Below are 16,291 nucleotides of genomic sequence, written 5' to 3' on the forward strand. Positions count from 1 at the left end.
CGCGCCCGATGGCTTAGATCGGGCGCGAAGAGGAGCGGAACATGACCAAGACAATCGCGATCATCGGGGCCAGCGGCTACACGGGCGCGGAGCTGATCCGCCTGATCGCCACCCATCCCGATCTGCGCATCGGGGCATTGTGCGCGAATGCGAAGGCGGGCAAGCCGCTGGCGTCGGTGTTTCCGCATCTGCGCCATCTCGACCTGCCCGATCTGGTGACGGTCGAGGAAGTGGACTGGTCGGGCATCGACCTCGCCTTCGCGGCGCTGCCGCATGGCACCTCGCAGGAGATCGTGGCGGGCCTGCCGGAGCATGTGAAATGCGTGGATCTCAGCGCGGGCTTCCGGCTGCGCGATCCGGCGGTCTACGAGAAGTGGTATGGCGACGCGCACCGGGCGCTGCATTTGCAGGAGCAGGCGGTCTACGGGCTCAGCGAGTTCTACCGCGACGAGATCCGGGGGGCGCGGTTGGTCGCGGGCACGGGCTGCAACGCGGCGACTGGGATGTTCGCGATCCTGCCCTTGCTGAGTGCGGGCGTGATCGACCCGGACGAGATCGTGCTCGACATGTTCTGCGGCGTGTCAGGCGCGGGGCGGGCGGCCAAGGAGGGGATGCTGCATTCCGAGGTCAGCGAGGGGACGCATGCCTACGGTCTGCCGGTGCATCGGCATACCTCCGAGTTCGATCAGGAGTTTTCCAAGGCGGCGGGGCGGCCTGTCGAGGCGATCTTCACGCCGCATCTGATGCCCGCCAACCGGGGCATCCTGTGCACCGCGCATGTCCACGGCGAGGCGGAAGCGATCCACGCGGCGCTGGCCGAACGCTATGCCGATGAGCCGTTCTGCGTGGTGCTGCCGATGGGCGAGGCGCCGGCGACGCGGCATGTGCGGGGCTCGAACTTCGTGCATGTGGGCGTGGTCGCGGATCGGCGCGCGGGACGGGCGCGGGTGTTCTCGACGCTCGACAACCTCAACAAGGGATCCTCGGGGCAGGCGGTGCAGAATGCCAACCTGATGCTGGGGCTGGAGGAGACGGCGGGGCTGATGGCCGCGCCGGTGTTCCCGTGACCGGCGGGCGCATGAGCGCGCGCAAGCGGCAACGCATCCGGCTGGTCGCGATCGGGCTGGTTCTGCTGGTCGCCTCGACCGTGCTGATCATCGTGGGGATCGGGCAGGGGGGCCAGTTCTTCCGCCTGCCGTCCGAGATCGTGGAGAACCCGCCGCGCGAGGGGCAGACGATCCGGCTGGGCGGGCTGGTCGCGGACTGGCAGCGGGGGGAGACGCATGCCTTCATGGTGACGGATACGGAGGTGTCGATCCCCGTGCGCTATACCGGGATCGTGCCGGACCTGTTCGCGGAAGGGGCGGACACGATCGTCACGGGGCGGATGGAGGGCGATACCTTCATGGCCGACGAGGTTCTGGCCAAGCATGACGAGGAATACCGGCCGAAGGAGCTGACCGACGCCTTCGAGGATCGGGGCATCGACATCGACGGCTGATCCGTTAACCGGACCTCAACATGTTCGTGGGACACTCTTCACCTTTCCTTAAGGTCATTTGAAGGGTGCAAGTCATGGACAGAATCGACGAGATGATCGAGGCGATCATCGCGCGCGAGGGTGGCTTCGTGAACGATCCGGACGATCCGGGCGGGGCGACCAATCTCGGCATCACCATCCATACGCTGCGGGGGCTGGGGCTCGACCTCACCGGCGACGGGACGGTGAGCGAGGCGGATGTGCGCGCGATCAAGCGGGTGGACGCGGCGCGCATCTACCGGGTCGAGTATTTCGAGCGGCCCGGCATCGCGCGGCTGCCGCAGGCGGTGCAGGCGGCGGTCTTCGATATGTATGTCAACTCCGGCAGCCGGGCGGTGCGGCTGCTGCAGGACGTGCTCGTGGCCTTCGGAGAAGTGCTGGTGGTGGATGGCAAGATCGGGCCGATCACCGCCGCCGCCGCGCACCGGGTCGCGCGGGCCGTGGGCGCGGACCGGCTGAACGATGCCTACGGGGTGGAGCGGCGCAATTTCTACTACCGCCTCGCCGACCGGCGCCCGACCAGCCGCAAGTTCGCGCGTCGGCGCGACGGGGGGAAGGGCGGCTGGATCCTGCGGGCGGAGGAATTCATCGCCCGCCGCTGGCACCTGACGGACGCGCAGCATCGCGCGCGGGTGGCGTCATGGGGCTGAGCTGGCTGGGACTTGGCACCGCGGCCAAGGGTGTCGGACAGGCCGCGGCGGAGGTGGCGGAGGTCTTCACCGTCAATCGCACCAAGCGGGCGCAGGCCGAGCATCGCGAGCAGATCACCGCGATGGAGGGGCACGCGGCGGAGTTCGCGCGCGCGCCGCGGACCTGGTTCGACGGGCTGATCGACGGACTGAACCGCCTGCCGCGGCCCGGCATGGCCTTCGCCACGATGGGGCTGTTCGCCTATGCGATGCACGATCCGCTGGGCTTCGCCGCGCGGATGCAGGGGCTGGCACTGGTGCCCGATCCGCTGTGGTGGCTGATGGGGGCTGTGGTGTCGTTCTATTTCGGCGCGCGCGAGCTGCATCACATCCGGGGCCGGACGGCACCCGGCACGCAGGACGCGGCAAACGTGATGGCGGCCGTCGAGCGGCTGGAGGCGCAGCGGCAGGCGCGCGCGCCGAAAGCTCCGGCGGCGGCGCCCCCGGTCGACAATCCAGTCATCGCGGAGTGGCGGCGCGAAACATCGTAACGGGCACAAAGCAGGCTTTGACCCGGACCCCGGCCCCGTGGCGCACTGCGTCGCGGGGCTTTCTCATGGGAGGATCGGATGCCGGATTACGCTTTCGACTGGGTGGATGCGTTCACCGACACCGCCTTTTCGGGCAATGGCTGTGCGGTGGTGCACGGGGCGGATGACCTGACCGTTGCGCAGCGCATGGCGCTGGTGGCGGAGACGAGCCTGACCGAGTGCGCGTTTCTCGTCCGTTCGGACAAGGCGGATTTCGGGGCGCGCTACTACCTGCGGCATCGGGAGATCGCGATGGCGGGGCATCCGACGGTGGCGACGGTGGCGTCGCTGATGGCACGGGGCGAGGTCGGGCCGGGGGACGGTTTCACGCTGGAGGTCGGGGCGGGGGTGCTGCCGATCGCGATCTCGCACGATGGCTGGATCGAGATGGTGCAGCCTGCGCCGGCCTTCGGGCCGGTCCATGAGGCGGGCGAGATCGCCGCGATCGTCGGGTTGGGTGCGGAGGCGATCGCCGCGCCACCGCGGATCGTCAGCACCGGGTCGGCCTTCTGCGTCACCTTGCTGCGGGATCGTGCGGCGCTGGAGGCGGCCATTCTGGATCCCGCGCAGTTGGCCGAGTGGAATGCGCGGCACGGGCATGAGCCGGAGACGGAGCCCTATCTGGTGTGCCTCGATGGCGCGGGCGGCACGCTGGCGCGTTTGCTGTTGCCGCCGCCGCAGCCGGCGGAGGATGCCTTCACCGGATCGGCCACGGGCTGCGCGGGGGCCTATCTGTGGGCGGGCGGGCATCTCGACCGACCCGATTACGAGGCGCGGCAGGGTCAACTGATCGGGCGCGAGGGCGTGGCGCGCGTGCGGGTCGAAGGGCCGTGCGATCGCATCACGGGGGTCGCCGTCGCGGGACAGGGCCGCGTGCTGATGTCAGGGCTGCTGCACCTGTGAGCCGTCGAGGCCGTGCTCGGTCTTGCGCCAGTGGAAGGGGGCGACGAACAGCTCCCCCACCGCGCGCCAGGCGGCGATGGCGCCGATGGGCCAGTAGAGCGGCAGGGTGAAGGCCCAGGGCAGGTGCCGCAGTTCTCCGCGCTGGTGCAGGGCGAGGCCGACCGCGGTCAGCATCACCACCTGGCCCGCGGGCAGGCTGATCCAGAGCGCGGTCCACAGCCAGCCGGGCGTGGCCGACAGCATCTCCACCTGCCAGCCCGCGAGGACGGAGAGGGCCATGATCCAGAACAGCGGGATGGCGAGATAGGCGGTGATCGCGCCGAGGAACAGGACCTGGAAGCCGAGGAAGCCGCCCGGCCCAAGCTCTCGCCACAGCTTGCCGGGCGCGCGCATATGCGCCCCCCAGGTCATGCAGTAGCCCTTGAGCCAGCGGGAGCGTTGGCCGATCCAGTTGCGCAGGCGTGAATTGGCCTCCTCGTAGGTGGTGCTGTCGATCATCTCGCAGCGATAGCCGAAACGGGCGAGGCGCATACCGAGCTCCGCATCCTCGGTGACGTTGTGCGCGTCCCAGGCGCCGACCTCCTCCAGCACCGCGCGGCGGAAGAAGACGGAGGTGCCGCCCAGCGGCAGCGGCAGGCGCAGGGCCTGCACGCCATGTAGTAGCACCCGGAACCAGGTGTTGTATTCGAGGGTGAAGCAGCGGGTCAGCCAGTTCTGCCCGCCATTGTAGAAGTCGAGCCCGGCCTGCACGCAGCCGACGCTGGCGGGTGCGGCGGCGAGATGGGCGACGACCTTGGCGACCTGGTCGGGCTCGGGCCGGTCCTCGGCGTCGTAGATGCCGACGATCTGCCCGGTGGCGAAGGGCAGGGCGTAGTTCATCGCGCGCGGCTTGGTCTGCACCACGTCCTTGGGCACCACCATGACACGGACGAAGGGCGGCAGCGCCATGCGGGCGATGTGATCGCGCATCGGGTCGTCCTCCTCCTCGCACAAAACGATCACGTCGAGCAGGGTGGCGGGATAGTCGATCGCGGCGATGGCGGCCATCAGGCGGTCGATGACCGCGATCTCTCCGAACACGGGCAGCAGGATGGTGACCTCGGGCCGCGCCTCGCCGATGGCCGGACGGGCGGAGGCGTGCGGTCGGCGCCATCGCAGCGACAGCACGGCGGCGAGGCGCAGGATCAGGGTTCCGGTATTGGCGATCAGCACCCAGCCCAGCAGGGCCGCGACCACGAAGGGCAGGCCCACGGCCGCCGAGAGCAGGACGAAGGCGACGGCAAGGGCCAGCGTGGCGCGGGCGCCGCTCTGAACGAAGCTGCGGCTGGAGAACTCCTCTGGGCAGCGCAGGCGGGCCTCGTCCCGCAGCCGAACGGCATGGGTGGCGGCGATCGCCTGCTCGATTTCGGTGCGGGTGGCGATCAGATAGCCTAGGCGCAGGCCTGGCAGGCGGGCGGAGAGCAGCGCCTCGATCCGCGGCCAGCGGTCGGGATCGTGCAGTGCGACCACCAGCGAATTGCCGAGCTGCTGACGGGCGGTGAAGCCGAGGCGTCGCTGCGCCTCCAGAAGGTCAGGCGGCAGGAGGTCGGGCAGCGGATCGGTCAGCGTGACGGCGGCGACGTCGTGATGGGCTGAGAGGGCATCGCGCAACTCGGACGGGTGAAGCGCACCGGACCGTTCGATCGCGGCCCCGAGGGCGACGCCGTGCCGCGTCGCGTCGCGCGCGGCGTCAGCCAGCCTCTCGGGCCGCGCGCCCAATGCGCGGCAGGTCTCCAGCAGCCCGCGCTGATGCGGGTTGGCGGGAGCCTGCTGCTCGTGTCGTATCGTGGTGCCCAAGACGCCATCCTCGCAACGCCCCCACTTCAGATCGTGGGGGCGGCAAGGTAAACGATTGGTTAACGGGCCTTAAAGTGCCGGTAATTTCCGTTAGCGAGGCGGGTCAATCGGCCGTGTCCGCCTCGGCTGCGGGCTCGGCTGCGGGGCGCATGGAGGCGGCAAAACGCTCGAACAGGTAGAAGCTGTCCTGCGGGCCGGGCGAGGCTTCGGGGTGCTGCTGGACCGAGAAGATCGGGCGGTCCTTCACCTTCAGTCCGCAATTGGTGCCGTCGAACAGCGAGATATGCGTCTCCTCCACCGTTGCGGGCAGGGTGCCCGCATCCACCGCGAAGCCGTGGTTCATGGACGTCACCTCGACCTTGCCGGTGGTGATCTCCTTGACCGGATGGTTCACGCCGTGATGGCCGTGGTTCATCTTGACCGTCTTGGCCCCGAGCGCGAGGGCCAGCATCTGGTGCCCGAGGCAGATGCCGAAGATCGGCAGCTCGGTCTTTTCCATCAGCTCGCGGATCATCGGCACGGCGTATTCGCCGGTCGCCGCGGGATCGCCGGGGCCGTTCGAGAGGAACACCCCGTCGGGATCGTGGGCCATCACGTCCTCATAGGTCGCGGTGGCGGGCAGGACGGTGACGTCGCACCCGGCGGAGACGAGCGAGCGCAGGATGTTGCGCTTGGCGCCGTAATCGACGGCGACGACCTTCGGCCCGCCTTCGGTCGCGGGGGCGAAGCCGCCCTCCCAGCTCCACCGGCCGTCCTGCCAGCGATAGGTCTGCGCGGTGGTGACGCCCTTGGCGAGGTCGGCACCTTCGAGGCCCTGGAACCCGGCGGCGGCGGCCCGCAGCGCATCGAGGTCGAAATTGCCGTCCGCGCGATGTTCCAGCGCGACATGTGGCATGCCGAGATTGCGGATCGCGCGCGTCAGGCGCCGCGTGTCCACCCCGCCGATGCCGATGCGGCCGGTGCGACGCATCCAGTCGGGCAGGGTCCCGGTGGAGCGCCAGTTGGACGGCGCGGTCGGGTCCCACTTGACGACGATGCCCTTGGCGTGGGGCTCTGACGCTTCCTCATCCTCGGGGGTCACGCCGGTATTGCCGATATGGGGGAAGGTGAAGGTGACGATCTGGTCGGCATAGGAGGGGTCTGTCATCACCTCCTGATAGCCGGTCATGGCGGTGTTGAAGCACAGCTCCGCCACCGTGCGGCCCTCGGCCCCGAAGCCTCGACCGTAGAACACCGTGCCATCGGCGAGAACGAGTGCGGCGGTGGGCGTGGGCATGGCTCCGACCTTTCATTGGGTAAAATCTGGCGGAAGCTACGCCCCCGCGCCGGATCGGTCAAGGCGGGACGGGGAGATATAATTTCGAGTAAATTCAGTTATTTAGGTCATCAGCGGATTGTTGCGCATCGCGGGCCTGCATCCTATGATCGGCCTCGTGCCCGCAGTTGGCGGGCCTGGGACGGACATTCCACCATGTTGAGAGAACGCATCTCGACCGAGACCAAGGGCGCGATGAAGGCCAAGGACAGCCTGCGCCTGTCGACGCTGCGCCTGATCAGCGCCGCCATCAAGGATCGCGACATCGCCGCACGGGCCGGGGACAATGCCGAAGGTGTGAGCGACGACGAGATCCTGTCGATCCTGTCGAAGATGATCAAGCAGCGCCGCGACAGCGTGAAGGCCTACGAGGAAGCCGGGCGGCTGGAACTGGCCGAGCAGGAACAGGCGGAGATCGACGTGATCTCGGAATTCCTGCCGCGGATGCTGACGGACGAGGAGACGGAGGCCGCGATCGCCGCCGCGATGCAGAAGGTCGGCGCAAGCTCGATCCGCGACATGGGCAAGGTGATGGGCGAGTTGAAGACGACCCATGCCGGGCAGATGGATTTCGGCAAGGTCGGCGGTCAGGTCAAGGCGCGGCTGGGCTGATCAGGTCGACGGGCCGCGCCCGATGCGGCCCGCCACGACGAAGAGCGCGATGCCGCCCCCCGCGAGGATTGCGAAGGAGGTGGGCAGGCCGAAGAGCTCTCCGGTCAGGCCCATGATGACGGGGCCGAGCAGGATGCCCGCATAGCCCATGAAGGCGACGGCGGCCACCGCCTCGCCCGAGCCGGAGGTGGCGAGGCGCCCCGCCCCCGAAAACCCGATGGGCGCCATCAGCGACAGCCCCGCGCCGAGGACGGTCAGCCCGGCGAGGGCGATGGCCGGCGTCGCGGCGAGGCTGGCGATCAGCGCGCCAAGGGCCACCCCTGCGGCACAGATGCGCGCCGCGCGGGCGGGGCCCAGCCGGTCGGTGATCGGGTCGCCGACGAGGCGCACCGCCATCACGGCGAGCGACAGCAGGGTGAGGGCGGCGGCACCCTGTTCGACCGAACCGCCGAGGACCTCGCGCACATAGACGCCGCCCCAGTCCATCGCCGCGCCCTCGATCAGGAAGGCGAGCGCCGTGATCGCGGCGAGCGGGATCATCGCGCCGCGGGGCAGGGCGATCAGCGCCGCGCGCTTGCCCGCGCCGCCCGGCTGCGGTCCGGGGTCCACGATCAGCGCTGCCGCCACCGTCGCCGCGATCAGCGCCAGCGTTCCGCCGAGAGCAAAATGCAGGGCCGGGTCGAGCCGCGCGAGGCCGAATGCGGCGGCACCCGAACTGGCGGCCATGCCGACGGACCAGCTGCCATGCAGAAGCGACATGCGCGCGCGGCGGGCGCGTTTCTCCACCTCGGTCGCGTAGGCGTTCATCACCAGGTCCATCGAGCCGCCGAACGCCCCGAGGAAGAACAGCCCCAGCGCCAGCGTCACAGGGCCGGGCGCGAAGGCGAGGCAGGGGACGACCAGCGCCATCGCGATGCAGAAGGCGATGGCGACACGGCCCGCGCCGAAACGGTCGGCGATGCGGGCGCTGAGGCCGAAGCTGACCACCGCGCCGACCGCGGCGGCGAGCAGGACGAGGCCCAGCACACCTTCGCCCAGATCGAGCGCGATCTTGATGTCGGGGATGCGCACCACCCACACGCCGTAGAGCGCCCCGTTGGTGGCAAACAGGATGAGGGCCGCGCGAAGGCCCGTCGGGGCCGAGGCGGCGGCGTCAGCGTGCACGGGCGAGCGCCCGGCGCAGATCGGCGCAGAGCGCGACACGTTCCTCGGGTGTGAGGAAGGCGCCGAGCTCGATCTCGCGCCCCGCGCCGCGCAGGGTCAGGTAGTGCTCGATCCGCGCGTCGTCGTGGAGCGAGACCTCGACCCAGTGCGGGTTCGCCTGCCAGTCGCGCACGCTGCCATCGGGCTCGTGCCGCTCGACCCGGATGAGGTCGGGCCAGACCGTCAGCTCCTCGTGCATCGAGCGCGCGCGCTGGTTGCGGCGGATCATGTGGCGGAACAGGAAGAACGCGCCGCCGACGAAGGGCAAGAGGCCCCAGGCCACCGGCGTCGTGATGAAGGGGATGATCGGGAACAGAAGGCCGAAGCCGATGATCCAGGACATCGTGTCGAACCCGTCCTCGGTCAGCGACTGGTGCGGCCAGAGGGTCAGGCTCAGGATCGGTTCGGCCGTGCGCAGGTCCATCGCGCGAACTCCACTCGTCTTACGAAAAGGGCCGGGGAATGTCCCCCGGCCCTTGGCTTTCGTCTGGTCGGGGGCGTCAGTGCTTGCCCGCGCCACCCCGGAGGCTTTCGTCCCACATCTCCCGCGTGGGCAGGATCTCGAACGTGTGCTCGGGCGGCGGGTTGGGCAGGGTCCACTCCAGCGTCGGGTCGGTGCCCTCACCCCAGTATTTCGGCTCGGTCACGCGGCGACCGGCGATCAGCGCATGGGCCATCACGCCGAAGAACACCAGGAACGAGGCGAAGGAGATGAACGCGCCGATCGACGAGACGTAGTTCCAGAGCGCGAACTGCTCGGGGTAGTCGATATAGCGGCGCGGCATGCCCTGACGGCCCAGGAAGTGCTGCGGGAAGAAGGTGATGTTGGCACCGATGAACATCAGCCAGAAGTGGATCTTGGCGCCGAACTCGGAATATTCCTTCCCGGTCATCTTGGTGAACCAGTAGTAGATGCCCGCGAAGATGCCGAACACCGCGCCGAGGCTCATCACGTAGTGGAAGTGCGCCACGACGTAGTAGGTGTCGTGATAGGCCCGGTCGATCGGTGCCTGGCTCAGCACGATGCCGGTCACGCCACCCACGGTGAACAGGAAGATGAAGCCGAAGGCCCAGAGCATCGGTGCCTTGAACTCCACCGAGCCGCCCCACATCGTCGCGATCCAGGAGAAGATCTTGACGCCCGTGGGCACCGCGATGACCATCGTGGCCATCATGAAATAGGCCTGCTGCGACGTGGACATGCCGACCGTGTACATGTGGTGCGCCCACACGACGAAGCCGAGCGCGCCGATCGCGATCATCGCCCAGACCATCGGCATGTAGCCGAAGATCGGCTTGCGCGAGAAGGTCGCGACCACGTGGCTGATGATGCCGAAGGCCGGCACGATCACGATGTACACTTCCGGGTGGCCGAAGAACCACAGCAGGTGCTGGTAGAGCACCGGGTCACCGCCATACTCGGCCGCGAAGAAGGCGGTGCCGAAGTTACGGTCGGTCAGCAGCATGGTGATGGCACCGGCCAGCACCGGCAGCGCCAGCAGGATCAGGACGGCCGTCACCAGGATCGACCAGGCGAAGAGCGGCACCTTGAACAGGGTCATGCCGGGGGCACGCATGTTGAGGAAGGTGGTGATGATGTTGATCGCGCCCAAGATCGAGGACGCGCCCGAGACGTGCACCGCGAAGATCGCGAGGTCGGTGGAGAAGCCCCCTTCGGTCGTGGACAGCGGGGCGTAGAGCACCCAGCCGATGCCCGAGCCGAGCTGGCCGTTGCCGCCTGGTGCCAGCACCGAGGCGAGCGCGAGGCTGCCGCCGGTCACGAACAGCCAGAAGGAGAGGTTGTTGAGACGCGGGAACGCCATGTCCGGCGCGCCGATCATCAGCGGCATGAAGTAGTTGCCGAAGCCGCCGAAGAGGGCGGGGATCACCACGAAGAACATCATCAGGATGCCGTGGGCCGTGATCATCACGTTCCACAGGTGGCCATTGGGGTTGCCCTCTGCGTCGGTCATGAACTGGACGCCGGGCTCCATCAGTTCCAGCCGCATGTAGACGGTGAAGGCCACCGAGATGAATCCGAGGAACCCCGAGAAGATCAGGTAGAGGATCCCGATATCCTTGTGGTTGGTGGACATGAACCAGCGGGTGAAGAATCCCCGCTCGTCATGTCCGTGATCCGCATGGGTGGCTGCGTCGGCCATCGCGCTCTCCTGTTCGTCTTCTTGCGGAACGGGCGAGTCGCGCCCGTGCCGATCCATACTGCTGACCTGTCTGCTATAGCGGATGGCGCGGGGGCTCAACCATTTCCACGCGTGACGAGGCGCGACGAATGATCCCATCGCCGATCACGATTGTCGGGACCGATGCGAAAAACATGGACCGGTTCGGGCGCTGCCCTATCGTTCCCTCGCGTCGACGCCGATTTGTGTATGCAACCATTTCGCAGGCTGGGGTGTTGACACAGCACGACGGGGATGCCGGTTCGCCGGACTGTCGGTAAAGAAACAAAGGAGACTATATTATGAAGCGTACTTTCATCGCTCTGACCACCGCCGCCACTCTCGCAGCAACCGGCGCCTTCGCCGATGCGCACACCGAGATGACGATGGGCGAAGGCCTGACCATGTTCGAGGCGCTGGTCGCCAACGAGATGGACGAGCTGGACATCGAAACCGATGTCACCATGCTGACCCTCGGCCAGCTGGCCCAGATCAAGAACATCGTGGAAGGCGAAGACAACCGCGACAAGAAGCGCGAAGACATCATGGCGATCATCGGCGACATGTAATCGCCGACGGGTCTTGCGACCCGATCGTTTCGGACGGCCCTCGGATCCACGATCCGGGGGCCGTTTGCGTTTGGCGCAGACGGGGCCGGACGATGCCGGCCTGCGATGCCGAGCCGAGGCGCTCCGCCGCTGCGATCGCGTGATGCGTCGCGTTTTCGGATCGTACCTTCACGCCGCTTCACAACGCGGTGATATCACGAAAAAGACGGCCATACGTGATCGCGAAGGGTGCAACCAATGATGGGCAGCAGAGTTAACCCTGCATGACGGGGAGCCGGAATGGTCCGGGCTGTCAAAACTGGAGAACAAAGATGAAAAAGATCCTTATCGCACTGGCGACCGCAACCACCCTCGCTGCCACCGGCGCATTCGCCGACGCACACGAAGAGATGACGATGGGCGAAGGCCTGACCATGTTCGAGGCGCTGGTCGCCAACGAACTGGCCGAGTACGACATCGAAGCCGACGTCACGATGCTGACCCTCGGCCAGCTCGCCCAGATCCGCGCGATCACCGAGACGGACGAGAACACCGAGAAGAAGCGCGAAGACATCATGGCGATCGTCAGCGACATGTGATCACGGACGGCATCTGCCGACCTGACCAAGCGGCCTCCGGAGCGATCCGGGGGCCGTTTCGCTATCTGCCGAAGACCTGCGTGAAGCGGGACTGCAATGCGACGTCGACATCATCCATCGTCACCGGCAGGCCGAGGTCGACCAGCGAGGTCACGCCGTGACCGGAGATGCCGCACGGCACGATCCCGTCGAAATGGCTCAGGTCCGGCTCGACGTTGATCGAGATGCCGTGGAAGCTGACCCATTTGCGCAAGCGAAGGCCAATGGCCGCGATCTTGTCCTCGCGCATCGTGCCGTCGGGCAGGGGCGGCTTGTCGGGGCGCTCGATCCAGACGCCGACACGGCCGTCTCGCACGTGGCCCGTCAGGCCGAACTCGCCGAGCGTCGCGATCACCCAGGCCTCCAGATCGGCGACGAAGGCGCGCACGTCGCGTCCGCGCGCAGCCAGGTCCAGCATGACGTAGGCCACGCGCTGACCGGGGCCGTGATAGGTGTATTGCCCGCCGCGCTGCGCGGGAAAGACGGGAAAGCGGTCCGGGTCCAGCAGGTCGTCGCGCCGCGCGCTGGTGCCGGCGGTGTAGAGGGGGGGGTGCTCCAGCAGCCAGATCGCCTCGGGCTCCGTGCCCGCGCGGATGGCGGCGACGCGCCGGTCCATCTCCACCACGGCGGTGGGATAGTCGACGGGTTCGGTGGAGGTCATCCAGACAGGCATGATCGGGGACTCCGCGCGCTTGGGCTCGACGCCGATCTAGGCGATTGCGCAGGCGCGTGCCAGTGCCGTGAAGAAATCACGCCCGGAGCCGTTTTTTCCGCTTCACATCCCCGAGGCGGTTCGCTAGGAACCGCTCACCAAGTCAGGATGTGCGGTCGTGGCGGAATTGGTAGACGCGCAGCGTTGAGGTCGCTGTGGGGTAAAACCCGTGGAAGTTCGAGTCTTCTCGACCGCACCAGACACTCCCCCTACATTTTTTTCGGCATGTCGCGGCGCGAGCTTCGGGATCCATCGCGCATATGCCGACGACGACCCTCTGTGGTTGCCCAGCGCGCGGCGCTGTGGCAGATGGATTTCCGACCGATCCCTTTACGAGGACGCATTCGCCATGACCGACTTCAAGGCCGCCCGGACCGCGATGGTGGACTGCCAGATCCGCCCCTCCGACGTCACCCGCTACCCGATCATCCAGGCGATGCTGACCGTCCCGCGCGAGGTGTACCTGCCCAGCGAAGCGCAGGCCGTCGCCTATATGGGCGAGCATGTCGAGATCGCGCCGGGGCGCGTCTGCCTCGACCCGCGGGTCCTGGCCAAGATGATCGACGCGCTGGCGATCCAGCCCACGGACCTGGTGCTCGATATCGGCGCGGGGCTCGGCTACTCCACCGCCGTGATCGCGCGCATCGCCGAAGCCGTGGTCGCGCTGGAGCAGGACGAGGACATGGCCGAGGACGCCGCCGAGACGCTGAGCGCGCAGGGCGTGGACAATGCCGTGGTCGAGACCGGGCCGCTCTCCGAAGGCGCGCCCGAGCATGGACCTTACGACGTTATCCTGATGCAGGGCGGGGCGGAGCGTCTGCCCGACGCGATCGCCGATCAGCTGCGGCCCGACGGGCGGATCATGATGATCGAGATGCGCGGGGCGCTCGGAATCGTGCAGTACGGCGTGAAGGGAACCGCAGGGATCAGCTGGCGGCGCAGCTTTGATGCAACGGCTCCGATCCTTCCGGGCTTCGAGGCCGAGAAAGCGTTTGTGTTCTGATCTCGGCTGCGGTTCAGTCCGTCTAGGTGAACCCGGGGCACCAAACCCGGTGGGACAGTGACGGAGAGAGTGATGACGCGCAGCGCCGGTCGCCTGGCCACGACCCTTTGCATCGCGGCCCTGATGGCTGCAACGGGCCCGCGGGCCGAGACGCTGACGGATGCGATGGTCGCGGCCTATGCCAATTCCCCGACATTGGAGGTGGTTCGCGCAGGGCTACGCGCCGCTGACGAGAACGTGCCGCAGGCGCGTGCCGGGCTGCGCCCGCGCGTGGCGGCGACGGCCGGGGCGACACTGGCGACCAACAACGACCGCTTCTTTGGCGGTCGCGACGATTTCTCGGACCGGCAGACGGTCGGGCTGAACGGGGCCTGGACGATATTCGACGGGGGCGCGACCGATGCGTCGGTCAACGCGGCGCTGGCGGGGGTGAACGCGCAGCGCGCGCAGCTGACCTCGGCCGAGCAGAGCGTGCTGCTCGACACCGTGACGGCCTATCTCGACGTTCGGCGTGATTTGCGCTTCGTCAATCTCGCGCAGAACAACGTGCGGGTGATCTCCCGCCAGCTGCAGGCCGCGTCCGACCGGTTCGAGGTGGGCGAGGTCACGCGGACCGACGTGAGCCAGGCGCGGGCGCGCCTCGCCGCGGCTCGGACGAACCTGGTGTCCAACCAGGGGGCGCTGGAACGCTCCCGCGAGAACTATACAGCCGTAGTCGGTCGCGCGCCGGTCGACCTCGCACCGCCGCCGCCGCTGCCGCAATTACCGTCGAGCGAGGCGGAGGCGATCGAGATCGCCAATGCCACCCATCCGCAACTGGAGGCAGGCCGGGCGCAGGTCCGGGCCGCCGAGTACCGGGTGGAGCAGGCGCGTGCCGCCTATCGCCCGAATGTCGAGGTGAACGGCAACGTCACCTTCGGCAACACCTTCGACAGCGACAGCCCGGTCCGCGCCGGTCAGGTCACTAATCGGTCGAGCCAGGTCGGCGTGCAGGCGAGCCTGCCGCTCTATCAGGGCGGGGCGCTGTCGAGCGGCGTGCGCCAGGCCGTCGCCAATCAGGAGCAGGCGCAGGCACAGCTGAACGAGACGGCGCGGCTGATCCGCCAGCAGGTCGCGATCGCCTGGACGAACCTGGCCGTGGCACGCTCCTCGATCCAGTCGAGCCGCCAGCAGATCACCGCCGCCCGCGTCGCCTTCGAGGGGATCGTGGAGGAGGCGCGGCTGGGCGCGCGCACGACGCTCGACGTGCTCGACACCGAGCAGGACCTGCTGAACGCGCAGTCGAACCTCGTCTCGGCGGAGCGGGACGAGTATGTCGCGGCCTACACGCTGCTGTCCGCGATGGGGCTGCTGACGGTGGATCACCTGAACCTGCCGGTCGATGCCTATAACCCGGACGTCTATTTCCGCGCGGTCGAGGACGGGCCGTTCGCACCAGATCGCGGGGCGATCCTCGACAGGATCCTCGGGCGCAACTAGATTCGGCCCCATAGGATGATTTCGGGGGGAAATCGCGATGAGCAGTGACGACAAGGGCGGGCGTAACGTCGAGGACGTGCTCGCCGCCATCCGCGCACGGGTCCAGGCCGAGGATGCCGGGCTCGGCAAGCGGCCCGACGAGGCGCCGATGCGCCTGGGCGCGGCGCAGCAGGTCGAGGATTCGGAGGAGGTCGCGCCGCTGCGGTTGGATCGGTCTGTAACGCCCGCGACGCCCGCGCCCCTTCGGCTCGACGATCCGGTGAGCGAGACACCGCTGCGGCTGGACACGCCGGCGAAGGCTGCTCCGCTTCGGCTCGACACGCCCGCTCCCGAGGTGGAGGACGTCCCCGAGGCCCCGCATGTCGAGTTGGAGCCGGAGGAGCCAGCTACCGCCGAAGTGCGTCAGCTGTTTCCCCGTCGCGACGAGACGGCAGCACAGATGGCGCCGTCCGGTGACGGCTATGCGGCGGATGAGGCTGCGGAGGCCGAGGATCGCGGGATGGCCGACGAGGCGGAGGACGGGCGCGCGCCGGAACTCGAGGCGGACGCTCCTGCGACCGATGATGAGTGGGAGGAGGCCGCCGCCGACCGCTCCGACGAGGGGTACGATGTCTGGAGCAGTGACGAGGATGCCGACCCGCTGCCCGAGGCCGATGCGTCGCGGGTCGCCGAACTGACGGCCGCCGAACCCGAGCGGGACGAGATCGCCGATGTGGCGAGCGCGGATTACGACGTGTTCGGTCGCCAGGATCCGCCCGACGAGGATGCGGACTCGGCAGTCGCGGCCGTGGAGGGCGACGCGGCACCCGCCGAGGCGGAGTTCCCCGAACCGGCCCTCGTGCCGGAGGCGCTGGCGACGGCGGCCCCCGCGAGCGATGCCCCCGCAGCCGCCGCCGATCCCGACATGATCCGCGCCATCGTCCGCGAGGAACTGGCCGGGCAGGGCGTAGACCGCGATGCGCTGCGCGCGCAGGTCCGCGAGATCATCGCCGAGGAGATCCAGGGCGATTTCGGCAAGGAGCTCGCCCGATCGGTGCGCAAGGCGATCGGCAAGGACATCGTGCGCGCCTTCAAGGATCGCGGCCTCAACTGACGCTTTCCCT

At 68.2% G+C, this 16,291-nt stretch carries 17 protein-coding genes and 1 tRNA gene; 12 read left to right on the plus strand and 6 right to left on the minus strand.

Annotated elements, in window-relative coordinates; translation table 11 throughout:
- The first annotated feature begins 41 nt into the window (after positions 1 to 41).
- From argC to RX333_RS00240, 5 genes are all read left to right on the plus strand, one after another.
- Positions 42 to 1,067, plus strand: a complete 1,026-nt coding sequence (argC, locus tag RX333_RS00220; protein WP_316012887.1) for an N-acetyl-gamma-glutamyl-phosphate reductase — start codon at positions 42 to 44, stop codon at positions 1,065 to 1,067.
- A gap of 11 nt (positions 1,068 to 1,078) precedes the next feature.
- A complete protein-coding gene (locus RX333_RS00225) occupies positions 1,079 to 1,501 on the plus strand; it encodes a cytochrome c maturation protein CcmE (RefSeq protein ID WP_316012888.1) in 423 nt (140 codons plus the stop codon).
- Between the two features lie 74 nt (positions 1,502 to 1,575).
- A complete protein-coding gene (locus RX333_RS00230) occupies positions 1,576 to 2,190 on the plus strand; it encodes a holin-associated N-acetylmuramidase (protein ID WP_316012889.1) in 615 nt (204 codons plus the stop codon).
- On the plus strand, positions 2,181 to 2,720 hold the full coding sequence (locus RX333_RS00235; protein WP_316012890.1) for a holin family protein: 540 nt from the start codon (positions 2,181 to 2,183) through the stop codon (positions 2,718 to 2,720). Before RX333_RS00230 ends, RX333_RS00235 begins: the two co-directional genes overlap by 10 nt.
- A 78-nt stretch (positions 2,721 to 2,798) precedes the next feature.
- Positions 2,799 to 3,662 carry a PhzF family phenazine biosynthesis protein gene (locus tag RX333_RS00240; protein WP_316012891.1) on the plus strand — a complete coding sequence of 288 codons (864 nt, stop codon included), beginning with the start codon at positions 2,799 to 2,801 and terminating at the stop codon, positions 3,660 to 3,662.
- Here the strand turns inward: RX333_RS00240 and RX333_RS00245 are convergent.
- On the minus strand, positions 3,642 to 5,498 hold the full coding sequence (locus tag RX333_RS00245; RefSeq protein WP_316012892.1) for a glycosyltransferase family 2 protein: 1,857 nt from the start codon (positions 5,496 to 5,498) through the stop codon (positions 3,642 to 3,644). The genes RX333_RS00240 and RX333_RS00245 overlap by 21 nt on opposite strands.
- A gap of 103 nt (positions 5,499 to 5,601) precedes the next feature.
- Positions 5,602 to 6,774, minus strand: a complete 1,173-nt coding sequence (gene carA / locus RX333_RS00250) for a glutamine-hydrolyzing carbamoyl-phosphate synthase small subunit (RefSeq protein ID WP_316012893.1) — start codon at positions 6,772 to 6,774, stop codon at positions 5,602 to 5,604.
- Positions 6,775 to 6,969: 195 nt separating this feature from the next.
- On the opposite strand from carA, the gene RX333_RS00255 reads away from it, so the two are divergent.
- Positions 6,970 to 7,425, plus strand: a complete 456-nt coding sequence (locus RX333_RS00255) for a GatB/YqeY domain-containing protein (RefSeq protein WP_316012894.1) — start codon at positions 6,970 to 6,972, stop codon at positions 7,423 to 7,425.
- Here the strand turns inward: RX333_RS00255 and RX333_RS00260 are convergent, their stop codons facing one another.
- From RX333_RS00260 to ctaD, 3 genes are all read right to left on the minus strand, one after another.
- Entirely contained in the window at positions 7,426 to 8,589 is a 1,164-nt protein-coding gene (locus tag RX333_RS00260) for an MFS transporter (RefSeq protein ID WP_316012895.1), read from the minus strand.
- Positions 8,579 to 9,052 (minus strand): DUF2244 domain-containing protein, encoded by a 474-nt coding sequence (locus RX333_RS00265; protein ID WP_316012896.1) that lies wholly within the window; start codon positions 9,050 to 9,052, stop codon positions 8,579 to 8,581. Before RX333_RS00265 ends, RX333_RS00260 begins: the two co-directional genes overlap by 11 nt.
- 76 nt (positions 9,053 to 9,128) lie before the next feature.
- Positions 9,129 to 10,790, minus strand: a complete 1,662-nt coding sequence (ctaD, locus tag RX333_RS00270; RefSeq protein WP_316012897.1) for a cytochrome c oxidase subunit I — start codon at positions 10,788 to 10,790, stop codon at positions 9,129 to 9,131.
- A gap of 320 nt (positions 10,791 to 11,110) precedes the next feature.
- Between ctaD and RX333_RS00275 the strand changes: the two genes are divergently transcribed.
- Positions 11,111 to 11,377 carry a hypothetical protein gene (locus RX333_RS00275; protein ID WP_316012898.1) on the plus strand — a complete coding sequence of 89 codons (267 nt, stop codon included), beginning with the start codon at positions 11,111 to 11,113 and terminating at the stop codon, positions 11,375 to 11,377.
- A 311-nt stretch (positions 11,378 to 11,688) separates the two neighbouring features.
- Positions 11,689 to 11,955: a hypothetical protein gene (locus RX333_RS00280; RefSeq protein ID WP_316012899.1), complete on the plus strand. Its 267-nt coding sequence runs from the start codon at positions 11,689 to 11,691 to the stop codon at positions 11,953 to 11,955.
- 61 nt (positions 11,956 to 12,016) lie between these two features.
- On the opposite strand, the gene lipB is transcribed toward RX333_RS00280, so the two are convergent.
- Positions 12,017 to 12,667 (minus strand): lipoyl(octanoyl) transferase LipB, encoded by a 651-nt coding sequence (gene lipB / locus RX333_RS00285; RefSeq protein ID WP_316012900.1) that lies wholly within the window; start codon positions 12,665 to 12,667, stop codon positions 12,017 to 12,019.
- A gap of 151 nt (positions 12,668 to 12,818) precedes the next feature.
- On the opposite strand from lipB, the gene RX333_RS00290 reads away from it, so the two are divergent.
- The 4 genes from RX333_RS00290 to RX333_RS00305 all read left to right on the plus strand — a co-directional run bounded on the left by RX333_RS00290 (position 12,819) and on the right by RX333_RS00305 (position 16,281).
- Positions 12,819 to 12,905 (plus strand) — tRNA-Leu (locus tag RX333_RS00290).
- A gap of 150 nt (positions 12,906 to 13,055) precedes the next feature.
- The gene (locus RX333_RS00295; protein ID WP_316012901.1) at positions 13,056 to 13,709 is read left to right on the plus strand and encodes a protein-L-isoaspartate O-methyltransferase; all 654 of its coding nucleotides are present in this window, start codon (positions 13,056 to 13,058) and stop codon (positions 13,707 to 13,709) included.
- Positions 13,710 to 13,781: 72 nt separating this feature from the next.
- Positions 13,782 to 15,188, plus strand: coding sequence for a TolC family outer membrane protein (locus RX333_RS00300; RefSeq protein WP_316012902.1), 1,407 nt, complete (start codon positions 13,782 to 13,784; stop codon positions 15,186 to 15,188).
- Positions 15,189 to 15,225: 37 nt separating this feature from the next.
- Positions 15,226 to 16,281: a hypothetical protein gene (locus RX333_RS00305; protein WP_316012903.1), complete on the plus strand. Its 1,056-nt coding sequence runs from the start codon at positions 15,226 to 15,228 to the stop codon at positions 16,279 to 16,281.
- Positions 16,282 to 16,291: the final 10 nt, after the last annotated feature.

This window comes from Roseobacter sp. HKCCA0434 (genome assembly GCF_032464675.1).
GTDB lineage: Bacteria > Pseudomonadota > Alphaproteobacteria > Rhodobacterales > Rhodobacteraceae > Pontivivens.